We start from the raw sequence: 21,551 nt of genomic DNA on the forward strand, positions 1-21,551 counted from the left end.
GGACTTTACGACATGAGCGGAAATATATGGGAATGGTGCTGGGATAGAAGAGACGGAAGCATATCAAGCGACACTCCAAACTTAGGTTCGGCTTCTGGTTCTGAACGCATTCAGCGCGGTGGGTCTTGGAAATACTTCGATACCTACGTGCAACTTGCCTTTCGGGTCGGCATCTACCCAGACAACTGCTCCGAAGACTATGGCTTCCGCGTTGTCCGCACTACAAAATAGCAACATTCTACATCATGTTCTTACGTGTGCACGTCATATAGGATGGCATATTCTTGCAAGGTTCCTTGACAAATGCTTGCAAGACCCCCTGACGTGTACTTGCAAGGTCCCCTGACCAAAATTCTTTGCAAGGGGTGCTGACAAAAATCCTTTGTCTTTCTTTTTCCACTTTAAAACTATTTTTATTTATGGTATCTTTTTAAAGATTTTTTTAAATTCAGTGCATAAAATTAAAAAAAATGTATATAAAGTTATAAAATCTTAAATAAGAAGTTTTTGCGCTTTTGTTTCAGTTGCTTTCTTTTTAAGATTTTATTCCTAGTGCTATATTGGAGAAAAAAATGGCTAAGACAGAAGAAAAATTTCCGGTTGAAATGTCGGAAAAACTAAAGGCCTTGGAAGCTGCAAGGCTTCAGATTGAAAAGCAGTTTGGAACAGGCTCTTTGATGAAGCTTGGAACAAAAACAGACACTGCTTCTATCGATGTTGTTCCTTCAGGCTCGATTTTGCTTGACGAGGCTCTTGGAATTGGCGGTTATCCACGCGGACGTGTAATAGAAATGTACGGTCCTGAAAGCTCTGGTAAAACTACTCTTGCGCTTCATGCTGTTGCGGAAGCTCAAAAACTTGGCGGAATTGCGGCTTTTATTGATGCGGAACACGCTTTAGACCCTGTTTATGCCAAAAATCTTGGTGTAAACATTGATGAGCTTTGGGTGAGCCAGCCAGACACAGGAGAACAGGCTCTTGAAATTTGTGAAAACCTTGTGCGTTCCGGCGCTGTTGACATAATTGTTGTGGACTCTGTTGCAGCTCTTACTCCTCAGAAAGAAATTGAAGGCGAGATGGGAGATTCCGTTATGGGACTTCAGGCTCGTCTTATGAGCCAGGCGCTTAGAAAACTCACGGCAATTGTTGGAAAAAGCAAGTGCATTGTGGTCTTTATAAACCAGATTCGTATGAAAATCGGCGTTATGTTTGGAAACCCTGAAACTACAACTGGCGGAAATGCGCTGAAATTCTATTCATCTATCCGTCTTGAAATCCGCAGAATTGAATCAATTGACGGCAAGGGCGAAGAGGATGCCGTAGGAAACCGCGTGCGTGTAAAAATTGTAAAAAACAAGGTTGCGCCTCCTTTCCGCAAGGTTGAACTTGATATTTACTTTGGAAAAGGAATTTCTTCTGCCGCATCCATTTTGGATTCTTCTGTAAAGCATGGGCTTATAGACAAGCGCGGCGCCTGGTATACAAGAGGAGAAGAAAAAGTCGGTCAGGGAAAGGAAAATGCGGTTGCATATATAGAAAACAATCCAGCATTTAAAATGGAACTTGAAAATACTCTGCGTGAAAAGATTTTCCCCGGGCAAGTTTTACGCACCAAAGAAGGCGAAGTTGTAACAAAAGAGCAGATTCTTCAGTATGAAAAGGAAATGAGGGCAAAAGGTGTTGGCACTGGCTCTATTGCAGAACCTCCTACAAAGGAAGAAAAGCCAGCTGAAAAAGCTCCTGTTGCTCCTGCCGTAGAAGAAAAGCCTGCAAAAGCTGCAAAGTCAAAGGCCGCGAGCCTTGCAAAAGCCGCTTCGGAAGATAAGCCTGTTCCTGATGAGCTTTTCTAGGATTTATGGAACGTGTTGTTTTAGGACTTGGCTCTAATAAAAGTTTCGGGGCGTTTTCTTCCTTGGAGCTTTTAAAAAGTGCCTGCTCTTGTCTTGCAGATTTTATACATGAGCTAAAAGTTTCTTCTATATATAGAACTGCGGCCATGTATGTCTGCGAGCAAGATGATTTTTATAATATGGTTGCCGTTGGAAATTTCAGCGGAACTCCTGATTCTCTTCTTGAAAAAATCCATTTAATTGAGCAGAAATTTGGACGCGACAGAAGCCTTGAAATTAGAAACGGACCGCGTTCCTTGGACATTGACATAGAGCTTTTTGGAAATCAGACTGTAAAAAAAGAAAATCTTGTGATTCCGCATGAGCGGCTTTTAGAAAGAGCATTTGTTCTTGCTCCTTTTCTTGAAGTTTTGAAAAAAAATGCCGATGTTAATAAAGCGGACATAGAATTCTACGCAAAAAAACTGGATCTTTTAAAAGAGCAGCGGGTTGAAATATATTGTCCGTTTTAAAAATATTGCTTCGGAGCGCAAAATGGAACAAGAACGGACAGTTTGTCATAGAAAATTTATGGCAGGAACTTTTGAGGGACCTCTTGATCTTTTATGGAGCCTTATACGCGAAAATAAAATAAATATCTACGATATTCCGATTGCGGAAATTACAGAGCAGTTTCAGGATTATCTTGATTATGCTGTGGAACTTGACCTTCAGGATTTGAGCGAATTTTATCTTTGGGCTGCAAAACTTGCGTGTATAAAGAGCCGTCTCCTTTTGCCTGTTGAAGTGCGCTATGACGATGACGAAAGCATGGAAGATCCCCGCGAAGAGCTTGTTGAGCAGCTTATTGAATATCAGCGTTTTAAAAAACTTTCTGTTTTAATGGAAGAACAGGAAGAGCAGAGCGAATGGAGCTTTGAGCGCAAGAAAATAGAAAGAACGCTTCCGTTTGACGAAGACGATTCTCAGTGGAAGAAAATGGACACTTGGGCTTTGCTTCAGGATATGCAGAAGATTTTTAGGAATCTTACAAATGTAAATCCTGATGAGCGGCTTTTGAACATGGGCGAGGATATTGCTCCGAATGAAAAAATCGCCTTGATAAACGAGCTTCTGGAAAAGAAAAGCGAATGTATGTTTACAGACTTGATAACCAGAAAAGGCAATGAGCTTGACGTGATTTGCGCTTTTATGGCGATTCTTGAAGCAGTAAAATTGAATTTAGTTGAAATATATCAAAATAAAATGTTTGGAGATATAAAAATATGCAGGAAGCAGAAAGCGGCATGATTTCAGAGGAAAAAAAAGAAGTAAATGAAAATATAGAGGCTTCAGAAGATACTTTGGATGAAGCTGAAAACGACCTTGAAAAACGTCGGGCAGATTTAAATCTTGATACAGAAACTGCGCTTTTGGAAACTGTTCTTTTTTTGGAAAGCGAGCCTCAGACTGTTGAAAATCTTTCAAAGATAACAAAAATGGCTCCTAATGTAATTGAAGAATGCATTGAGCGTTTAAAAGAAAAATATTCAAATGCTGATTCTGGAATTGAACTTTCAATGATTATAGGCGGATGGACTCTTACGCCAAAAAGAGAATGCTTTGACTTTGTAAAAGAGCGGTATGGAAAAAAGAATGAAGGCAGATTAAGTCGCGCCGCTATTGAAACTTTGTCGATAATTGCTTACAGTCAGCCTATAACGCGTGCGGAAATCGAAAGCATCCGCCATGTAAATGTGGACAACATGATGCGTGTTTTGCTTGACAGAAAATTTATAAAGGAAGTCGGAAAAAAAGATATTCCCGGAAAACCTGTTATGTACGGCACAACAAAAGAATTCCTTGAATTCTTCCATTTGCAGAGCATTGCCGATTTGCCGCAGCTTGATGAAAAAGAAAGCGAGAGGTTTGAACTTGCCCGTTAATAATTCAAAAGAGAAGAAAGAAGACGCTATGCGCCTCGAAGACGCTATGCGTCTTCAACAGTACATGGCTAAATGCGGTGTTGCAAGCCGCCGTGCCAGTGAAGCGATTATCTGCGCCGGACGTGTTAGCGTAAATGGAACTGTTGTAACAGAGCTTGGAACTAAAGTCAGCGCACAAGACAAAGTTTGCGTTGATGAAAAAGAAATCCACCTTGAAGAAAAAAAACGTTATGTCCTTTTAAATAAGCCTTCAGGGTATGTGTGTTCCGCAAGCGATGAGAAAGGCCGTCCTGTTGCGGCTGACTTGCTTAAAGAAGCATATACAGAGCGTCTTTACAATGTTGGCAGGCTTGATATGTTTTCAAGCGGTCTTATTATTTTTACAAATGATGGAGACTTTGCTGCAAAACTTTCACATCCTTCCGCAGAACTTGAAAAAGAGTACATTGTAGACACAAGCCTTCCTATGCCGCGTTTTCTTGCGGATGACTTTATGGACGGAATTAGAATCGACGGAGTTTTCTACCGCTGCAAGGATGCCCGCGAGCTTAATTCGCATAGAATGAGAATTGTTCTTGTTGAAGGTAAAAACCGCGAAATCCGCCGTGTGTTTGAAAAGTATGAAGTCGGAATAAAAAGCCTTATGCGCATAAGAATTGGCTGCGTTGGAGTTGGAGAGCTTCAGTTTGGGCAGTTCAGGGATTTGACTCAGGATGAAGTGAAAGCCCTCCTTAGGCTTTGCAAAAATTAAAAAGAGGTTGTTATGGTTGTTGCTATAGACGGTCCTGCAGGAACAGGAAAAAGCACGGTTGCTGGAAAAGTTGCAAAAGACTTGAACCTTACATATTTGAACAGCGGAAGCTTTTACCGCGCGCTTACGCTTGCTTTGCTTGATTCTGGAATAAACCTTGACGATGAAAAATCAGTGGTTGACTTTGCAAAAAAGCAAAAGCTTGACTATGTGAATGCAAGGCTGATTTTAAACGGAAAAGATGTTGACGATTTGCTTCATCAGGACAAAGTTGACGCGAACGTTTCAAAAGTTTCTTCTTTTGTTGAACTTCGGCATTTTGTCAATTCAAGAATGAGACAGATTGTAAAAAGCCTTAGCATAATTTGCGAGGGAAGGGACATGACAACTGTTGTGTTCCCGGATGCGCAATTCAAGTTTTATCTTGATGCTAGCATTGATGTTCAGGCAAAGAGGCGTTTTGATCAAGGCGTGAGCGGACTTTCACTTGAAGAAATAAAGGCTGCCATAATCAAGCGCGACGAAATGGACAGAAATAAAGCGGAAGGCTCCCTAAAAAAAGCAAAAGACGCATTCTATATCGACACTTCAGACTTGACCATAAATGATGTTTGTGCGATAATCGAAAGCAAAATAAAATCAAAAGGGTTTGCTATGGAAAAGGAAGTGGAAAAGAATGGTGCCCAGGGCTCCGACAACATTTACACACAATTAGAAGCATCTATTAATAACATGGAGCCGGTTGAAGACGGTGCTAATGTAAAGGCTACTGTTGTTCAAGTTACAGATGATATTGTATTCGTTGACGTAAACTGCAAGTCAGAAGGAAAAATTCCTGTATCTGAATTTGCTGGAAACCTTCCAAAAGAGGGAGATGTAATTACAGTATATCTCGTAAGCCAGTTTGGAAAAAACGGTCCTATTGTTTCAAAGCAGAAGGCCGATGAAAAACGCCTTTGGGAAGAGCTCAAAGTTGCTGCTGAACAGAAAACTCCTGTAGAAGGTGTAATTTCTTCTGTTACAAAAGGCGGATATATGGTTAATCTTGGCGGTGGAATTTCTGCATTCCTTCCAATCAGCCAGGCAGATGCTCAGAAAGTTGAAAAAGAAGACAAGCTTATTGGCGTAAAGTCTAAGTTCTATGTTGAGCGTCTTTATAGCAACGGCAAGCGCAATGTTGTTGTAAACCGCCGCAAGTATCTTGAAGAACAGATTAACGGAAACCGTGATAAATTCTTTGAAACTGTAAAGATTGGCGATACTGTAAAAGGTGTTGTAAAGTCATTCACAAGTTTCGGCGCATTTATTGACCTTGGCGGATTTGACGGTCTTCTTCATATTAATGATATGAGCTGGGGACACGTAACTCGTCCAAAGGATTTTGTAAAAAAAGGTCAGGAAATAGAGCTTAAAGTTATCCGCCTTGATCCAGAGGGAAAGAGAATCAACCTTTCTCTTAAGCATTTTACAGAAGATCCGTGGGTTCACTTTGAAGAAAAGTACCATGTAAATGATATTGTAAAGGGAAAAGTTACAAAAGTTCCTGACTTTGGCGCATTTATTGAGCTTGAAGAAGGAATTGAAGGTCTAGCCCATATTTCTGAATTCAGCTGGACAAAGAAAATCAACAAGCCGTCTGACATGGTAAAAGAAGGCGATGAAGTTGAATGCATGATTCTTGGCTATGATATTCAGGGCGGACGTGTTTCTCTTGGTCTTAAGCAGGTTACAGAAAATCCTTGGGATTCAATTGCTGACAAATATCCTGTAGGAACAAAAGTTTCTGGAAAAGTTGTAAAGATTGCAAACAGCGGTGCATTTGTTCAGCTTGAAGAAGGCATTGACGCTTTCCTTGCTGGCGAGGATCTTTCTTGGACAAAGAAAATCAAGCATCCTGGAAGTGAAATCAAAGTTGACCAGCCTTTGGATGTTGTTGTTTTGGACTGCGATCCAGAAAACCACAGAATCCGCGTTGGCGTAAAGCAGCTTACAGACAATCCATGGAAGGCTTTTGCTGAGGAATATAGAGTTGGTGGAACTCTTGAAGGCGAAGTTACTTCTATCAATGACTTTGGAATTTTTGTAAAAGCTCCTAATGGAATTGAAGGTCTTGTTAACAAGGCAAACCTTAGCGATGACCGTGATGTTCCGTTTGAAGAAGCTGTAAAGAAATACAATGTTGGCGATAAAGTTAATGTTTATGTTGTTTCAATTGATGTGGACAAAGAGCGTGTTGCTTTCTCTGTAAAAGAATACAAGAGAGCTCAGGATCGCGCTGAAATTTCACAGTATATGTCTTCTAGCAATGATGACAGGGCTTACACAATTGGCGACAGCGTAAAGAGCCACGCAGAGTAAAAACAAAATCAATGAGTGGAAACAGCTTAATTTCTTTAGACAGGCTAAAGTCACTCATTGAAATTAATACACGCATAAATTTAAATTATGCGGATCCAGATACATTGCTGGTTTCAATTTTGGAATCAGCAATGCTTATGGTTAAATGTGAAGCCGCATCTCTCCTCCTTGTGCGGAAAGAAATCAATTCACTAGAATTTTATATCAGTCTTGGTCCTAAAAATTCCGAAGTTAAGAAAATCCTTGTTGAAAAAGAATCAATTGCTGGCTGGGTTGCTGAAAATTGTCAGTCGGTCATAATCAACGATGTAAACAGTGATCCTCGCTTTAATTCCACAGTTCAAAACACAACAAAATATGTTACAAGAAACATGATTGCTTTTCCTATGAGCGTGAAAGGTGATTGTGTTGGCGTTATTGAGTTGATTAATAAGGAAAATAAAGGCGACTTTACTGCCGACGACCTTGAAATTCTTGAGCTTTTGGGCGAGCAGGCGGCTGTTGCATACCAAAATGCCTTGCGCTACAGAAAAAATAAAGTTCAGCTTAACGCTCTTCAATATGTTGTTGACGCTGGCAAAGACTATCATCCTTTTATTGCGCGGAATCCGCTTGTTCTTTCGTTAATTGAAAATATAAAGCGTGCTTCTGCGATTAATTCTTCTGTTTTGATTACCGGTGAAAGCGGAGTTGGAAAAGAGCTTTTTGCAGAGCAGATTCACCTTTTGAGCAACAGAAAAAATAAGCCTTTTGTCCGCGTGAGCTGCGCTTCTTTAAGTCCGTCGCTTCTTGAATCTGAATTCTTTGGACACGTAAAAGGCGCTTTTACCGATGCTGTTTCTTCAAGAAAAGGCCGCTTTGAAATGGCTGACGGCGGAACAATTTTTCTTGATGAGATTGGCGAGTTGCCTTTTGATTTGCAGGCTAAGCTTTTGCGTGTGATTCAGGAAAAAAAGTTTGAGCGAGTTGGTTCTTGCGACACAATTTCAGTTGATGTGAGAATTATTGCCGCAACAAACCGCGACTTGGAAGCAATGATAAAACAAGGAACTTTTAGAAGCGACTTGTATTTTAGGCTGAATGTTCTTCCGATTGCAGTTCCGCCTTTGAGGGAGCGCAGGGATGAACTTGAAGATTTGTGCGAATTCTTTTTGAATAAATTCAAGGCTGAAATACATAAAGAATTCCTTGGATTTTCAGAAGCTGCAAAAAAAGCAATTTATTCTTATATGTGGCCTGGAAATATCCGCGAGCTTGAAAATACAATTGAAAGGGCTTGCATAATCGGAAATCCGCCTTTTATTCAACTAAATGATTTACGGCTTCCCGTGGATTCTGAAAATTTGCCAGAAACAGAAGAAATTCAAAACTGCGCAGAAGAACTTTCGCTTATGAAAGACCGCAGCTTAAAAAATGCGCTTTCGGAATTTAAAAGACAGTATGTTGAAAGAATTCTAAGAGAAACAAACTGGAATCAGACTGCCGCCGCAAAAATTCTTGATATTCAGCGCACTTATGTTTCAAAGCTTATTTCTGAACTGAATATCCGCAGGACTTGACTTTCAAGGTTTTGACAAAAAGACTGATATTCTATATAATAAAAAAATATTCGGAGTAAAAAATGTCTAAGGAAAAAAAAGCTACTGCAAATGCAAAAATTGAAGATTTTATTATTAAAAATAGAAAAATATTTATTTGCGGAGTAGCCGTTTTAGTTGTTGCCGCTGTAGTTGTTTGCACTGTATTTGCAATTTCTGATTCAAATAAGAAAAAAGATCTTGCTGCCATTGATTCAATTGAATATTCTTATGCTGCAAAATCTGGCGAAATAGAGGAAGATGAAGCTTCTTCTCGTCAGGCAAAGGCAGAAGAAGCTCTTGCGCCTTATCTTTCAAAGAAAAATATTGCCGGTGTGCGCGCCAATATGCTTTACGCTGACATTGCCTTTGCAAAGAAGGATTTTACAAAAGCACTTGACTGCTACTTAAAAGCTGCTAATGCTTCTAAAAAAGCTTATACTTATGCAGAATGTATGTACAATGCCGGTGTTTGCGCAGAAGAACTTTCTAAAAATGACGATGCTGTGGCTTATTATAAAGTTGCTGCAGATACTGAGGATTTTTACCTTGCTTCTCATGCGCTTTTTAATGCTGCAAGAGTTTGCGAAGTTTCAGAAAACTATTCTAATGCCGCGGAGCTTTATCAAAAAACTGTTGATTCTTATAGCGGATACGAGTGGGCAAATCTTTCTGAAAGCCGCCTTATTGATTTAAAGGCAAAAGGAAAAATTGACTAAAAATCAGTGTTCTTATAAAGAAAAAATTGGCGGTGTTTGTTTTGCAAAAAAATTAAAGACCGCCTTTTTTTTATTTGCCGTGCTTTTTGCCAGTTGCGGACTTGACACTTTTTATTACCTTGAGCCGCCAAAGACTGATGGGCACACAACAAAATACACAAGCGATGATAGGGCTCAGCTTTATTTTTCTTTTTTAACCAATGAAGAAGGCGATAATTCTGATTACGGCTCGTCTGATTTTTCTTTCCTTGGCACTGAAGTTTATTACAAGATTTATAATAATTATTCTACAATGGTCAGCGCGCAAAGTTCGATTGACACATTGAATTCAAGCAGTGATGTTTCAGCTGCGGCAACAAATATTATAAACTCAAGAAATTACAAGACGCTTTTGTTTTCTTCCTATAATAAAACCCCTTTGATTCCAGAAAATAATGACGACCGATATGTTTATATCCGCTTGAATAGCTATGGTGAAGAAGATGGATACTCTGCTGCCGTCTGCTACGGAACTTCTGCAATGGAAAGTTATGTTTTAGGTTCAAGCGGTGTAACTTTAATTGGAAAGCCTTTGCGCAATATTAGTTCTGGCTCAGGCTACGGATTTGACTTTAAGAAAACTGACAACGATAATCCGCTTCCTGTTTCAAGTGATGAAGATGTAAACTGGTCAAGTTCTAGTTCTGAGGACGGAGTCTGGTATGTTGATATGTGGGCGGTTTCTGTGGGGCGGGATTCAAGTTATTCACCTTCCTACAGCAAATTGCTTCACCTTGGCTCGATTTCAATAAAAGAAGAATGGTACAACGACTAACTCTTATAAAATTTCAAGGATTTTATTTATAAATGCGCAGTTTTTTTCCAAATCTTCCTTTAGTTTCCATGGCGGATTCATTATAAACATTCCGCTTCCGTAAAGATGGGAGCCGGTTTCTATTTTTGTTTCCTCTGGATTTTTTGTGATTAGCTCGATTTTAAAGCTTTCGCAAGGAGTTGTTCCTAACTTGCAGAAGTCTTCAAGTTCTGTTAGAAGCTGAGAAGTTTCATTTTTTCGGCGGAGCAAAAGCGGATACCAAAGCGCGATAATGGCCGTGTTCCATTTTCTTCTTACAATTTTTAATGCGTCGCAAACTTTTTTGTAATCCTCTGAGTCTTCGTAGCTTGGGTCGCACAGAACAAGTCCGCGTTTTATTAGCGGCGGTGTGAGCGCGCAAAGAGCCTTGTAGCTGTCTTCATTGTGAATTACGGCTTTGCGGCTTTTCATGTTGTTTTTTAAGGATTCAAGTGCTTGCGGATGCTTTTCTATAAAATGGAGGCTGTCTTTTTCTCTTGAATAAAGGTGTTCAAGTTCCGGGCTTCCTGCGTATTTTTTTTCTTCAAGATAGGGAGATTCACGTTCGATGTATTCCTTTAAGCCGTGCGGAAATTCTTGCGAAGTCCGTTTGTAGAATCTGTATATTTTTTCTATTCCGTCTTTTGCTTCGTTTGTTTTTAAGCTCCGCTCGTCATCAAGATTGAATATTCCGGCTCCTGAATGGCTGTCTATTATTGTAAAAGGCTTTTCTTTTTTGCAAAGGGAATCCAAAATCAGGCAAAGGCTAGTGTGCTTTAAAACGTCTGCAAGGTTTCCGGCGTGATACTCGTGCTGATAGCTTAGCATTTTTCAATTTCCTTTATCCAAAGCTGCGCGTTTGCATCGCTAGGCATTCTCCAGTCTCCTCTTGGCGAAAGATTTACTGTTCCAACTTTTGCTCCGTCTGGCATACAGCTTCTTTTGAACTGCTGGCTAAAAAATCTTTTGTAGAAATTCTTGAGCCATTTTAAGATGATTTCTTTTGTGTATATTGTTTTTGTCGCCTTATCTTCTTTTCCAAGAAATGCTTTTTGCGCAAGAAAATAAATTTTCCGTGGAGAAAATCCCCAGCGCAAAACATAGTAAAGAAAAAAATCATGAAGCTCGTAAGGACCTACAATTTCTTCTGTTTTCTGACTTATTTTTCCTTCTGAAGGAGGAAGAAGTTCCGGGCTTACAGGAGTTGCAAGAATATCATTCAGAACATCTGAAAGACTTTTGTTTTTCTTTTCAAGCGCTTCGTCAGCAAACCAAGAAACAAGGTGGCGGACTAAAGTTTTTGGAATGCTGGAATTTACGCCGTACATGCTCATTTGATCGCCGTTGTAAGTGCACCATCCAAGCGCGAGTTCGCTTAAATCTCCAGTTCCGATTACGATTCCATTGCACTTGTTTGCAAAATCCATAAGAACTTGAGTACGCTCGCGTGCCTGACAATTTTCGTAAGTTACATCGTGCGTGTTTATGTCTTGTCCTATATCTTTAAAATGTTGAATTACGGCATCCTTGATATTTATTTCTTTTAAAGTTGTTCCCATTTCATTTGCGAGCAGGCAGGCATTGTTGAACGTTCTGTCTGTTGTTCCGAATGCAGGCATCGTTATAGAAAAAATTTTTTGCCTTGAAATATTGCATTTGTCAAAAGCTCTTGCGCATACTAAAAGTGCCAAAGTTGAATCTAGTCCGCCGCTAAGTCCTATGACTGCTCCCTGCGAATGAATATGCCTTAGCCGTTTTGCAAGTCCTTCCGACTGCATTTCGATTATAGAAAAACATCGTTCTTTTCTTTTTTGAATATCAGAAGGTACAAATGGATGAAGAGCAATTTTCTCATAAAGATGTTCGTCTATGTTGTCGGCAAAAAACTCCTGCTGAAGTCCGCTTACAAAAATTGTCTTGTATTCAGACTTTGCAAAACTTGTGCTTCTTGAAAAAGTTGTGGATTTTACTCTGTCTTGTGTGAGCTTTTCTAAATCGATGTCCGCTATAAGAAAGTCCTGTGTGTTTTCAAAAAGGGAGGATTCTGCTTTTATTGCTCCGTTTGCTGCAATGATGCTGTGTCCGCTGAAAATCATGTCGGTTGAACTTTCGTCGTGGCTTGCGTTTGCGTAAATGTATGCGCCCACTGTTTTTGCGGAATGACCTGCTACAAGCATCCTTCTGTATTCAGCTTTTCCTGCGACTTCATTGCTTGCGCTTAAATTTGCAATTATTGTAGCTCCGTTTATGGCGTGTCTTGTTGAAGGTGAAAACGGAACCCACAAATCTTCGCAAAGTTCTGCGGAAATTTTTATGGAAGAATCATTTTCATCTTGAATAAAAATATTTGTGCCAAACGGAATGTCTTCCAAGCCTTTGAAAACTGAAACTTGTTTTACTGTGTTTTCAGAAAATGAAGCAAACCAGCGGCTTTCATAGAATTCAGAATAGTTTGGAATAAAGGACTTTGGAATAAAAGCAAGAACTTTTCCTTTATAAATAAAAGCTGCGCAGTTGAACCGCTCTGAATCCAGTTCAACAGGAAGTCCAACGCAAAAAAGAACATTGCAGTTTTTTGTTTCAGCGCAAATATTTTTTAGGGCAATATAACATTCTTCCTGAAGTTTTTTTTGTGCGAATAAATCAGCGCAAGTATAGGCGCAAATAGAAAGCTCTGGAAAAACGAGAAGCTTTATTTTTTTGTCTTGGGCTTTTTTTACAAGTTCAATTATCTGCTTAGAGTTGAAGTCGCAATCCGCCACAGAAAGTGAAGGGGACACGCTTGCAACTCTGAAAAATCCGTAGTTCATAAATTGATTATACGAATTATCAGCAGAAAATTCAATTTTTTTATGTGTAGCAGGCGAGGATGTCGTCCTGGCTGCTTTTTAGAAGCTCTATTACATCTGGCCGGAACGCGTCTTTATCTTCTAAGATTGTGTTCATTGCCATGTTGAATTCGGCTGCGCTTATTTCTTCCGCGGAAAAAAAGTTTATGCAGAATTCTATTGCGATTGCGCACATCTGGGTGTAGATATTGTTGATGCTGCTTTTTAGTCCGTGAGGCATTCCTCTTCCGTCGTAGCGTTCGTGGTGGTGCATGCAGATGTCAGAGCAGACTTTTACAAAATATGCGACACTTGGCGAGCTGTTCACGCCTACAAAATCTGCTCCTGCTATTGTGTGTGTTTCTGGAATGTCATCGATTTCTGACTGGGAATAAACCTTGAATTTTTCGTGGCTTACAATCATTCTGCCTATGTCGTAAAAATATGCTGCGCGGCTGATTATTTCAATTCCTTCCGGCGTAAGATCTTTTGGAGCTTTTGTTGCAAAATAATTTTCAAGCATGATGTGCACAATTTCACTTACTTGAATATAAAGGTCGTCGCTCTTTTTTTCACCTTTGAGATAAGTAAGATAAACACGGCGAAGCTTGTCTGCATAAAGAATTGTCGCCTTGAGCTCTTTGTCTGAAACTGTTCCTTTTAGCATTGAAGCGGCAAGAACTTTTTTTGCGAATATTGACTTCAGCTTTGAAAGAATTTGCTCGCTGTCATAAGGCTTCTTGAAAAATCCTGACGCTCCAAAATTTGCGGCTCTTATAATGTTGTCTTTTTTGGCTTCTGAAGAAATAAGCAGAATCACCATTCCTGAGTGTCTTGACTTGTCTAGCAGGCTGAGCACTTCAAATCCGCTTAATCCGGGCATATTTATATCAATGATTAATCCGTCTATTTTTACAGCCGGATTGTTTAGAATATCAAGCGCCGCATATCCTGAATCTGCTTCAATTACATTGTAGAAACTTGCCAGTATGTTTTTTAAAACCGCTCTGTCAATTTCAGAATCATCAACTATTAAAATCGTTGTCATCTCTTGCTCCAGTTGTTGAATATCAAAAAATCGCTGAAACTGAATTTTTAAATGTTATCAAATAATTATATCATATCATCTTGAAATGTAAAGAAATAAACTTTTGGAAAAATACTTTGCCTTGACATCTGGTGTGTATTTTTTTAAAATACTGAAAAAATTTCGCGTTTATTTTTGGAAATCTATATGCTTGAAAAAATGAGAAACATTGGCATCATGGCTCATATTGATGCTGGAAAAACAACTACAACAGAAAGAATTCTTTATTATTCTGGAAAAATTCATAAAATCGGTGAAATTGATGATGGCGCGGCTACAATGGATTTTATGAAGCAGGAACAAGAGCGTGGAATTACAATCGCTTCAGCTGCAATAACAACCGAATGGAAAGGCTACAAAATAAATATCATTGACACTCCAGGCCATGTTGATTTTACTGCGGAAGTTGAACGTTCTTTGCGTGTTCTTGACGGAGCTGTTGCCGTAATTTGCGCTGTTGGATGGGTTCAGCCGCAGACTGAAACTGTCTGGAAGCAGGCAGATGAATTTCATGTTCCGCGCATTTGCTTTGTAAACAAGATGGACAGAGTAGGAGCGGACTTCTTTGGAGCAATTGAAGATGTTCGTAAAAAATTCGGCTGCGAGCCTGTTGCTCTTGAAATTCCTATGGGAAGCGGGCAGGACTTTGAAGGTGTTATAGATCTTCTAAAAATGAAAGAAATCCGCTGGGACGCAGAAACTGAAGGCGAAAAATTTACAGAATCAGAAATCAGCGATGAATACAAAGAACTTGCACAGGAATGGCGGGAAAAACTTGTTGATACAGTAGCTTCAAACGATGAAGAGCTTACAGATCTTTATATAGAAGGCAAGGAAATTTCTGTTGAGCAGCTTATGTCTGCATTGCGCAAGGCTACAATTAATAGAACTCTTGTTCCGTTTCTTTGCGGTTCAAGCCGGCACAATCAGGGAGTTCAGCCTCTAATTGATGCGATTGTTTCTTATCTTCCTTCTCCGGATGAAGTTCCTCCAGCTGAAGGAATCCATGTAAAGAAAAATGGAGAGGAAAAAATTCTTGTAAAATGTGATCCAGATTCAAAGACTCCAGCAGGTCTTGTATTTAAAATTCAGTATGACCGCGAGGCAGGAATTCTTTGCTTTGTTAGAATGTACTCTGGAAAAATTTCAACCGGAACTCAAGTTTACAATGTTGGAAAAAAGAAGCGCGAGCGTGTAAATAGAATTCTTCGCGTAAATGCAAACAGAATGGAGCAAATGGACAGCGTAAGTGCAGGAGACATTGCCGTTTTTGTAGGCTTGAAATTTGCGCAGACTGGAGATACTTTGGGAAGCGAAGGAATGCCTGTTCTTCTTGAAAGCGTAAAATTCCCAGAGCCTGTTATTTCGATTGCGATTGAGCCTGAAACAATGGGGGATCGCGCAAAACTTCAGGAAACTCTTGAAATTCTTAGCCGCGAAGATCCTACGTTTACTTTCCGTGATGACGAAGAAACCGGGCAGCTTGTTATTTCTGGAATGGGCGAGCTTCACCTTGATGTTCTTGTTACTCGAATCAGAGACGACTTTAAAGTTCAATGCAGAGTTGGTTCTCCGCAGGTTACTTACAGAGAGTCAATTTCTACTGCTGCTGATTATAAAGAAGAGTTCAGCAAAGTTCTTGCCGGAAAAGAAAATGCTGCTTGCCTTGCAATTCATATTGAACCAAGAGAAACTGGAGCCGGAAACTCTTATACTTGCGCAGTGCATGACAACTCAATTCCAAAGGAAATTTATGAAGCGATTGAGCAGAGCATTCAAAGCTGTTTTGCTTCTGGAATACGAATGGGCTATCCTTGTACAGACATTGCAGTTTCTGTAACTGACATAAAATACGATGAGCTTACAGCTTCTACTTTTGCATTTGAAGCCGCCGCGGCCGAAGCATTTGACAAGGCGTGTGAGTCTGCAACTCCAGAACTGCTTGAGCCGGTAATGGAAGTTGATATTGAATGTCCTTCTGAATTTGTTGGAGATGCAATGAGCCAGATTACACAGCGTGGCGGAATGATTGTAAGCATGGATGAAAAATCAGGCGAAAACGTAATTCACGCAAAAGCTCCAATGGCGAAAATGTTCGGATTTTCGACAAACCTTCGCTCTGTAACACAAGGAAGAGCAAGTTTTGGAATGGTGTTCAGCCACTTCCAGGTAAAGGCGTAAATTCTTGGAGGACGCTTGAGCAAGATTGTTTGCTGCGTTACTGCTTTGGCGGAAACATCACCTCAGGCTGTTCCTCTTGGCGCCGCTTGCATTGCTTCTGCTGTAAAAAATAGTCCGCTTACAAAAAATATTTTTGAAGTTCACTTGTCTTCTTTTTCTCTTGAAAATGGAAATTCATCTAAGATTGAATCTGAAATTTTTTCTTGCGCAGAAAATCTTTTTGCGGTTTGCTTTAGTGTTTTTGTATGGAACAGAACGCAGCTTGAAACTTTGGCGCAAAAGATAAAAGAAAAAATTCCTTCTGCAATTCTTATTGCTGGAGGTCCTGAAGTTACAGCATCTCCTCTTTCATTTAAAAATTTTGACTGGACTATTTGCGGTGAAGGCGAAGAGTCTGTTCCGCAGCTTTTGAATAAACTTTTTAACTCTAAAAACAAAAATGAAAATTTTGATATTCAAGGAGTCTATAAAAAAGACGAAAATAAAAATTCCTTGTGCCGAAGTTTGCCTCCGTCATTGCAAACTTTGTCTTCACCATGGCTTGATGGAACTTTGAATCCTTCTGATTATTGCGGCGCGTTGTGGGAACTTGCACGTGGCTGTCCTTTTAAATGTTCGTATTGCTATGAAAGCAAAGGCGAAAAAAAAGTTCAGTATTTTTCAATGGAGCGCATAGAACGCGAACTTGAATTTTTTGCTGAAAAAAAAGTGCCGCAAGTCTTTGTTCTTGATCCGACTTACAATGCGAATAAAAAACGCGCACTGGAAATTCTTAAGCTTATAAAAAGAAAATCTCCTGCGACATTTTTTAGTTTTGAAGCCCGAGCGGAATTTATTGACAGGGAACTTGCCCATGCTTTTGCTTCTATTCCGTGCAGCCTTCAGTTTGGACTTCAAAGTATGCACAAAGAAGTTCTTAAGCTAGTGAACAGAAGCTTTGATAAAAAATTATTTGTAAAGAACATTGGCATTCTAAATAGGGAAGGAGTTGTCTTTGGTTTTGATTTGATTTTTGGACTTCCGGGCGACAGTTTTTCTGGATTCAAACAGAGCGTAGATTTTGCGCTTTCTCTTTACCCGAACAATCTTGAACTTTTTTGTCTTAGTGTTTTGCCGGGAACAGATTTGCATGACAAGGCTGCATCTCTTGGTCTTGTGTGGCAGCAAGAACCGCCTTACAATGTTTTAAAAACAAAAATGTTCTCACAGCAAGACATTGAAAGAGCAAGAAAATTTTCTTTTGCTGCCGATATTTTTTACAACAAAGGCAGAGCCGTTCCTTGGTTCAATTTGATTTTATTTCCGCTTCATGTAAAGCCTTCTGTTTTCCTTGAAAATTTTTCGCGTTTTTTGGAGCTGAAAGAAAATGCGGATTTTTCATTTTTGGGAATTCAAAAACTTCAGCTTGAATTTGTTTTGTCGCAATATAAAAACCGGCATCTTGAAAAAATGATTCTAGTTGCTTCTGATATAATCGTTTTGAATAATGCGCTGAGCCTTTTTACTGCGGAAGGAAAAGAGTCTTGTGTTGAACTTCATTATCATCCTGACGATTTGATGAGTGGCTACGATGTTGCGTTTTTATCTGAAAATTGCGGGAAGTTTAAAAACAAAACAAAAGTTTTCGGCGGAAAAAATGGTGCGGACTGGAAAGTTATAAAATAGTTTGAAAGGTGATTTTTATATTTCAATGTTTGCTGCAAATTAATTAATTCAAAATTGTTTAAAAATAAAAAAGACACTCGAAAATCAAGTGCCTTTTACTGAGCTACTCGTGATTCGAACACGAGACCCACGCCTTAAAAGGGCGTTGCTCTACCTACTGAGCTAGTAGCCCATCCGTTTTTCAACGTGATTAGTATCATATACTCTAAAATAAATTTGGTCAAGAGCATTTTATTGTTTTTTGCAAAATAATTTGAACAAAATTTTCCCCTTGACACAGTTTGCGTTTTCTTTTTTACTTTTATTAGTTATATGAATGGACTTGTTTTAGATGGAAGTAAAAATGTTTTTCAGGTTGAATGCGATGACGGCTATGTCCGAGAATGTTCTCTAAAAGGAAAAATTTTAAAAGACGGAAAAGGCTATTACAATCCGCTTGCGCCAGGCGACATTGTTATTTTGGATGATGATTCCCTTGAAGATGAAAAAGGTCTTATAAAAAATCTTGTTCCTCGCAAAAATGAATTTGTGCGTTGGAATGTAAAAAAAAGACAGCCTCAGGTTCTTGCTTCAAATTTGGATTATCTTCTGATTGTTACAACTCCAGACGAGCCTCCTTTTAAACCGCGCTTTATTGACCGTGCTCTTGTTCAGGCGGATTTTCAGAAAATAACTCCAGTGATTGTCTGCAATAAATATGAACTTCCGCAGTCGGATGAATTTAAAGAGCGGCTTTTGAACTGGGAAGAAATTGGATACAAAATAATCCGTTCAAGCGCAAAGACTGGCGAAGGAATTGAAGAGCTTGCGAATTTCATTGAAAACAAAACTTGCGCCTTTGTTGGAAAAAGCGGCGTTGGAAAAAGTTCTATAATAAATGTTCTTGACAACAATGTTGTTTTAAAAACTGGCAGCCTTTCCAAAAAATACGGCAAGGGAACTCATACAACAACAAAAGGCACGCTGATTCATCTTCAGCTGAACGAAGCTCTAATGGGCGGAAGAAAAGATGCGGTTGCAAATATAATCGATACTCCGGGCGTAAAAACTTTTTTGCTGCACGGAATTTCCGCGGAAAATCTTGCGCTTTATTACAAAGAATTTTTTCCGTTTATTGGAAAATGCAGTTTTGGAATGAGCTGTTCACATATAAAAGAAAAAGGCTGCGCAATTTGCAAAGCTGTCGAAGAGGGAAAAATTTCAAAGGCGCGCTACGAAAGCTGGAAAAAAACTTTTGAGGAATTAAAAACCGGCGTTTGGGGCGACTAGTTTTTCAATTAAAAAAGTCCTTTGGAATTTCTGATTCAATTGTAATTTTTTCTTTTGAAACTGGATGCACAAATTCCATTTTTCTTGCATGAAGTTTTATTCTGTCTGATTTTATTCCGCCGTAAAGCTCATCGCCTGCAATTGGAAGATTCACACTTGCAAGCTGAACTCTTATTTGATGTGTCCGCCCCGTGTGCAGCTGGCAGTCAATTTGGATAATGCTGCTTTTTTCTGAAATTATCTTAAAGTCAGTTTTTGCAAAAAGTCCACCCTTTGATTCTGGAACAATTCCCATTTTGCAAGCTGAGCTTTTTGGTGAAATCCGCGCAATAAAATTTTCAACAGTGAATTCTTTTTTTTCAGGAAGTTTTCCAGTGCAGACTGCTCTGTAGATTTTTTTTATTCCGCGGTTTTTAAACATTTCAGAAATTTCTTTGTTTATACTGCGGCTTTTTGTGAACAAAAGAATTCCGCTTGTTTCTCTGTCCAGTCTGTGCATTATTCCAACGTATGGCGGATTTCTAAGAGAAGGATTTTTTTGCCACAAATATTTTACTGTGCAGTCGTGGGCGTTTTTTCTTTGACCTGTAATTGTCTGTTCGGTTGGAAGAAAAGGCGGTTTGTTTATTGCGATTAAATATTCATCTTCAAAAAGAACATCTTTTTCTGTAAGTTCGAAATCTGTATCTTCCGGCTGTTTTTCAAAAAAGAATTTTTCCTTGTCAATTAAAACTTTAACTGTGCTTCCTGAATTTATTTTAAATGAAGGAATTCTGCATTGATTGGAATTTACATAAACTGCGCCGGAAACAATTAAGCGTCTGATTTTGCTGTTGGAAATTTCGCCTTCAAGAAGCTCTGGAATTTTTTGCCTTAAAAATTCATTTAAAGTTTTCTTTTCGTTTGATGTCCAAGTTTTTTCAATCATCGCTTTATAATAAACTTCATTTTGAATAAATTCAATTTCCGCTGAATTTTAATTTACAAAAAAAATGCAAGGTTTTATAATCTTGTGAATATGGAAAAGCAAGAAAACTTAAAGCTTGGAGTTTGCTGGATTTTATTTTCTGCATTTGGATTTGCGGTAATGGGACTTTGCGTCCGTTTGGCAGGAAACATTCCTTTTGTTCAGAAAACTCTTTTTAGAAACCTCATTGCGTTCTTTGTTGCTTTTTCGACTTTGTGCATGAAGGCAAAAAAAGACAAATCGGTTCTTTACATTCCTCGTGAGGCTTGGAAATTTTTGCTTTTAAGATCGGCAGTTGGTTCTCTTGGAATTTTTGGAAACTTTTATGCTTTGGGCTTTATGAATATTTCTGATGCCGCTATGCTGAATAAAATGTCGCCATTTTTTGCTGTGGTTGCAAGCATTTTCATTCTTGGTGAAAAGCCAAATTTTGTTTCTGCATTTTCATTGATTGTTGTTTTTGCCGGCTCGCTTTTTGTTATTAAGCCCACATTTGATTTTGTAAAAGTTTTTCCGGCTCTTTTTGCTTTTGTCGGCGGAATGGGAGCTGGCTTTGCGTCTTGCTTTGTAAGAAAACTTCATTCGTATAATGTTTGCGGAGATTTTATAATTGTTTTCTTTTCACTTTTTTCAAGTTTGCTTGCAATTCCGTTTGTTTTCTTTTGCCACGTGCCTATGACTTTGTTTCAAGTTCTGATTTTGCTTTGCGCGGGACTTGGAGCTGCTTGCGGTCAGTTCGGAATGACAAATGCTTACTTTAATGCTCCGGCTTCAAAAATTTCAATTTATGATTATTCAAATATTGTTTTTGCAGGAATTCTTGGATTTGTTTTTCTTGATCAGATTCCGGACGTTTTTAGCATTGCAGGATATTTTATTATAATTGGAACTGCCGTCTTTGTTTTTATTTACAATTCAAAAATTGCGGCTAAAAGGCAAGCTGAAAATTAGCATGGAGTTTTGCTTTCCGTAAGAGATTTTAAAATTGATTCCATTACTTTAAAGCTTGCAGGAGTCAGCGAGTCTATGTTGTCGCTTTGTGTGTGGAAAAGGCGCCAAGTGTAGGGCAGGTGCTCTTTGTATGAAAAGTCCGGAATATTTTCTTCAATGCGTTTTTGCTTTGAAGTTTCCCTGTTCATAACCGCATCTTCAAGAGATTTGTCGCTGTTGATTTTTCTTGCATAAAGTGAAGCTTCTTCTGCTGGTAAAAGTGTAATTGCGACTGCTGGAATTCCACAGGCAAGAAAAGATGCGTTGTCGCTGTACGGAACTGGAAGTGTCATCCATCTGCCGTCTGTGGCGCGCTTTAAAATATTTTGTGTTCTTGCGTAAAGGTCGTTGAATTGAGATTTGAATTTTGCGGAAGCCAGTGAACTTAAACCACTTTTTGAAAGAATCGGAATTTCACCGCGTCCGCAAGCGTCAAAAACATAGACATCATCGTTTGTAATTCCAAGACGCTGAAAAGTTTTTGCAATTCCAAATGCGCCTTGGTTTGTTACAGTCCAGCCGAGCTCTTCTCCGTCTGTAAAAAAAATTCTT

Annotated in this window: 19 protein-coding genes and 1 tRNA gene; 14 read left to right on the forward strand and 6 right to left on the reverse strand. The window is 39.1% G+C overall.

The features are described from left to right. From B4C08_RS10510 to B4C08_RS10555, 10 genes are all read left to right on the forward strand, one after another. On the forward strand, positions 1 to 231 hold a 231-nt coding region (locus tag B4C08_RS10510), incomplete at its 5' end, for a formylglycine-generating enzyme family protein (protein WP_296665189.1). A gap of 341 nt (positions 232 to 572) precedes the next feature. Continuing rightward, positions 573 to 1,850 (forward strand): recombinase RecA, encoded by a 1,278-nt coding sequence (gene recA / locus B4C08_RS10515; protein ID WP_296665192.1) that lies wholly within the window; start codon positions 573 to 575, stop codon positions 1,848 to 1,850. 5 nt (positions 1,851 to 1,855) lie between these two features. Then, positions 1,856 to 2,362: a 2-amino-4-hydroxy-6-hydroxymethyldihydropteridine diphosphokinase gene (folK, locus tag B4C08_RS10520; protein WP_296665194.1), complete on the forward strand. Its 507-nt coding sequence runs from the start codon at positions 1,856 to 1,858 to the stop codon at positions 2,360 to 2,362. Between the two features lie 22 nt (positions 2,363 to 2,384). Then, entirely contained in the window at positions 2,385 to 3,140 is a 756-nt protein-coding gene (locus tag B4C08_RS10525) for a segregation and condensation protein A (protein ID WP_013701981.1), read from the forward strand. Continuing rightward, on the forward strand, positions 3,116 to 3,775 hold the full coding sequence (gene scpB / locus B4C08_RS10530) for an SMC-Scp complex subunit ScpB (protein WP_295800965.1): 660 nt from the start codon (positions 3,116 to 3,118) through the stop codon (positions 3,773 to 3,775). The genes B4C08_RS10525 and scpB overlap by 25 nt, the downstream gene beginning before the upstream one ends. A 28-nt stretch (positions 3,776 to 3,803) precedes the next feature. Next, complete coding sequence (locus tag B4C08_RS10535; protein ID WP_296665217.1) at positions 3,804 to 4,526, forward strand: pseudouridine synthase; 723 nt, start codon at positions 3,804 to 3,806, stop codon at positions 4,524 to 4,526. Between the two features lie 12 nt (positions 4,527 to 4,538). Beyond that, complete coding sequence (gene rpsA, locus B4C08_RS10540) at positions 4,539 to 6,884, forward strand: 30S ribosomal protein S1 (protein WP_296665197.1); 2,346 nt, start codon at positions 4,539 to 4,541, stop codon at positions 6,882 to 6,884. Between the two features lie 11 nt (positions 6,885 to 6,895). Beyond that, entirely contained in the window at positions 6,896 to 8,443 is a 1,548-nt protein-coding gene (locus B4C08_RS10545) for a sigma-54-dependent Fis family transcriptional regulator (RefSeq protein ID WP_296665199.1), read from the forward strand. A 62-nt stretch (positions 8,444 to 8,505) separates the two neighbouring features. Next, entirely contained in the window at positions 8,506 to 9,180 is a 675-nt protein-coding gene (locus B4C08_RS10550; RefSeq protein ID WP_296665201.1) for a tetratricopeptide repeat protein, read from the forward strand. Next, positions 9,173 to 9,994, forward strand: a complete 822-nt coding sequence (locus B4C08_RS10555; RefSeq protein ID WP_296665203.1) for a hypothetical protein — start codon at positions 9,173 to 9,175, stop codon at positions 9,992 to 9,994. The genes B4C08_RS10550 and B4C08_RS10555 overlap by 8 nt, the downstream gene beginning before the upstream one ends. A 3-nt stretch (positions 9,995 to 9,997) precedes the next feature. Here the strand turns inward: B4C08_RS10555 and rlmJ are convergent, their stop codons facing one another. Genes rlmJ through B4C08_RS10570 form a run of 3 tightly spaced genes read right to left on the reverse strand, consistent with a single transcriptional unit; the run spans position 9,998 to position 13,888 of the window. Continuing rightward, positions 9,998 to 10,840 (reverse strand): 23S rRNA (adenine(2030)-N(6))-methyltransferase RlmJ, encoded by an 843-nt coding sequence (gene rlmJ, locus B4C08_RS10560; protein WP_296665205.1) that lies wholly within the window; start codon positions 10,838 to 10,840, stop codon positions 9,998 to 10,000. Further along, positions 10,834 to 12,822, reverse strand: a complete 1,989-nt coding sequence (locus B4C08_RS10565) for an NAD(+) synthase (protein ID WP_296665206.1) — start codon at positions 12,820 to 12,822, stop codon at positions 10,834 to 10,836. Before B4C08_RS10565 ends, rlmJ begins: the two co-directional genes overlap by 7 nt. Positions 12,823 to 12,862: 40 nt before the next feature. Beyond that, positions 12,863 to 13,888, reverse strand: coding sequence for a response regulator (locus B4C08_RS10570; protein WP_295796811.1), 1,026 nt, complete (start codon positions 13,886 to 13,888; stop codon positions 12,863 to 12,865). 186 nt (positions 13,889 to 14,074) lie between these two features. Between B4C08_RS10570 and fusA the strand changes: the two genes are divergently transcribed. Together fusA and B4C08_RS10580 are read left to right on the forward strand one after the other, a co-directional pair. Further along, the gene (gene fusA / locus B4C08_RS10575) at positions 14,075 to 16,108 is read left to right on the forward strand and encodes an elongation factor G (RefSeq protein ID WP_296665209.1); all 2,034 of its coding nucleotides are present in this window, start codon (positions 14,075 to 14,077) and stop codon (positions 16,106 to 16,108) included. A gap of 15 nt (positions 16,109 to 16,123) precedes the next feature. Next, entirely contained in the window at positions 16,124 to 17,773 is a 1,650-nt protein-coding gene (locus B4C08_RS10580; RefSeq protein ID WP_296665211.1) for a B12-binding domain-containing radical SAM protein, read from the forward strand. A gap of 99 nt (positions 17,774 to 17,872) precedes the next feature. On the opposite strand, the gene B4C08_RS10585 is transcribed toward B4C08_RS10580, so the two are convergent. Next, positions 17,873 to 17,945 (reverse strand) — tRNA-Lys (locus B4C08_RS10585). A gap of 140 nt (positions 17,946 to 18,085) precedes the next feature. Between B4C08_RS10585 and rsgA the strand changes: the two genes are divergently transcribed. Further along, positions 18,086 to 19,042 carry a ribosome small subunit-dependent GTPase A gene (gene rsgA, locus B4C08_RS10590; RefSeq protein ID WP_295796804.1) on the forward strand — a complete coding sequence of 319 codons (957 nt, stop codon included), beginning with the start codon at positions 18,086 to 18,088 and terminating at the stop codon, positions 19,040 to 19,042. A 4-nt stretch (positions 19,043 to 19,046) separates the two neighbouring features. Here rsgA and B4C08_RS10595 read toward each other — a convergent pair whose 3' ends face one another. After that, positions 19,047 to 19,970: an RluA family pseudouridine synthase gene (locus B4C08_RS10595; protein ID WP_296090621.1), complete on the reverse strand. Its 924-nt coding sequence runs from the start codon at positions 19,968 to 19,970 to the stop codon at positions 19,047 to 19,049. A 90-nt stretch (positions 19,971 to 20,060) separates the two neighbouring features. Between B4C08_RS10595 and B4C08_RS10600 the strand changes: the two genes are divergently transcribed. Next, a complete protein-coding gene (locus tag B4C08_RS10600; RefSeq protein WP_296665213.1) occupies positions 20,061 to 20,960 on the forward strand; it encodes a DMT family transporter in 900 nt (299 codons plus the stop codon). Here B4C08_RS10600 and B4C08_RS10605 read toward each other — a convergent pair. Beyond that, positions 20,957 to 21,551 (reverse strand): M28 family peptidase (locus tag B4C08_RS10605; RefSeq protein ID WP_296665215.1); only part of this gene is annotated, 595 nt, incomplete at its 5' end. The genes B4C08_RS10600 and B4C08_RS10605 overlap by 4 nt on opposite strands.

Source organism: Treponema sp. UBA753 (assembly GCF_002297325.1).
GTDB lineage: Bacteria > Spirochaetota > Spirochaetia > Treponematales > Treponemataceae > Treponema_D.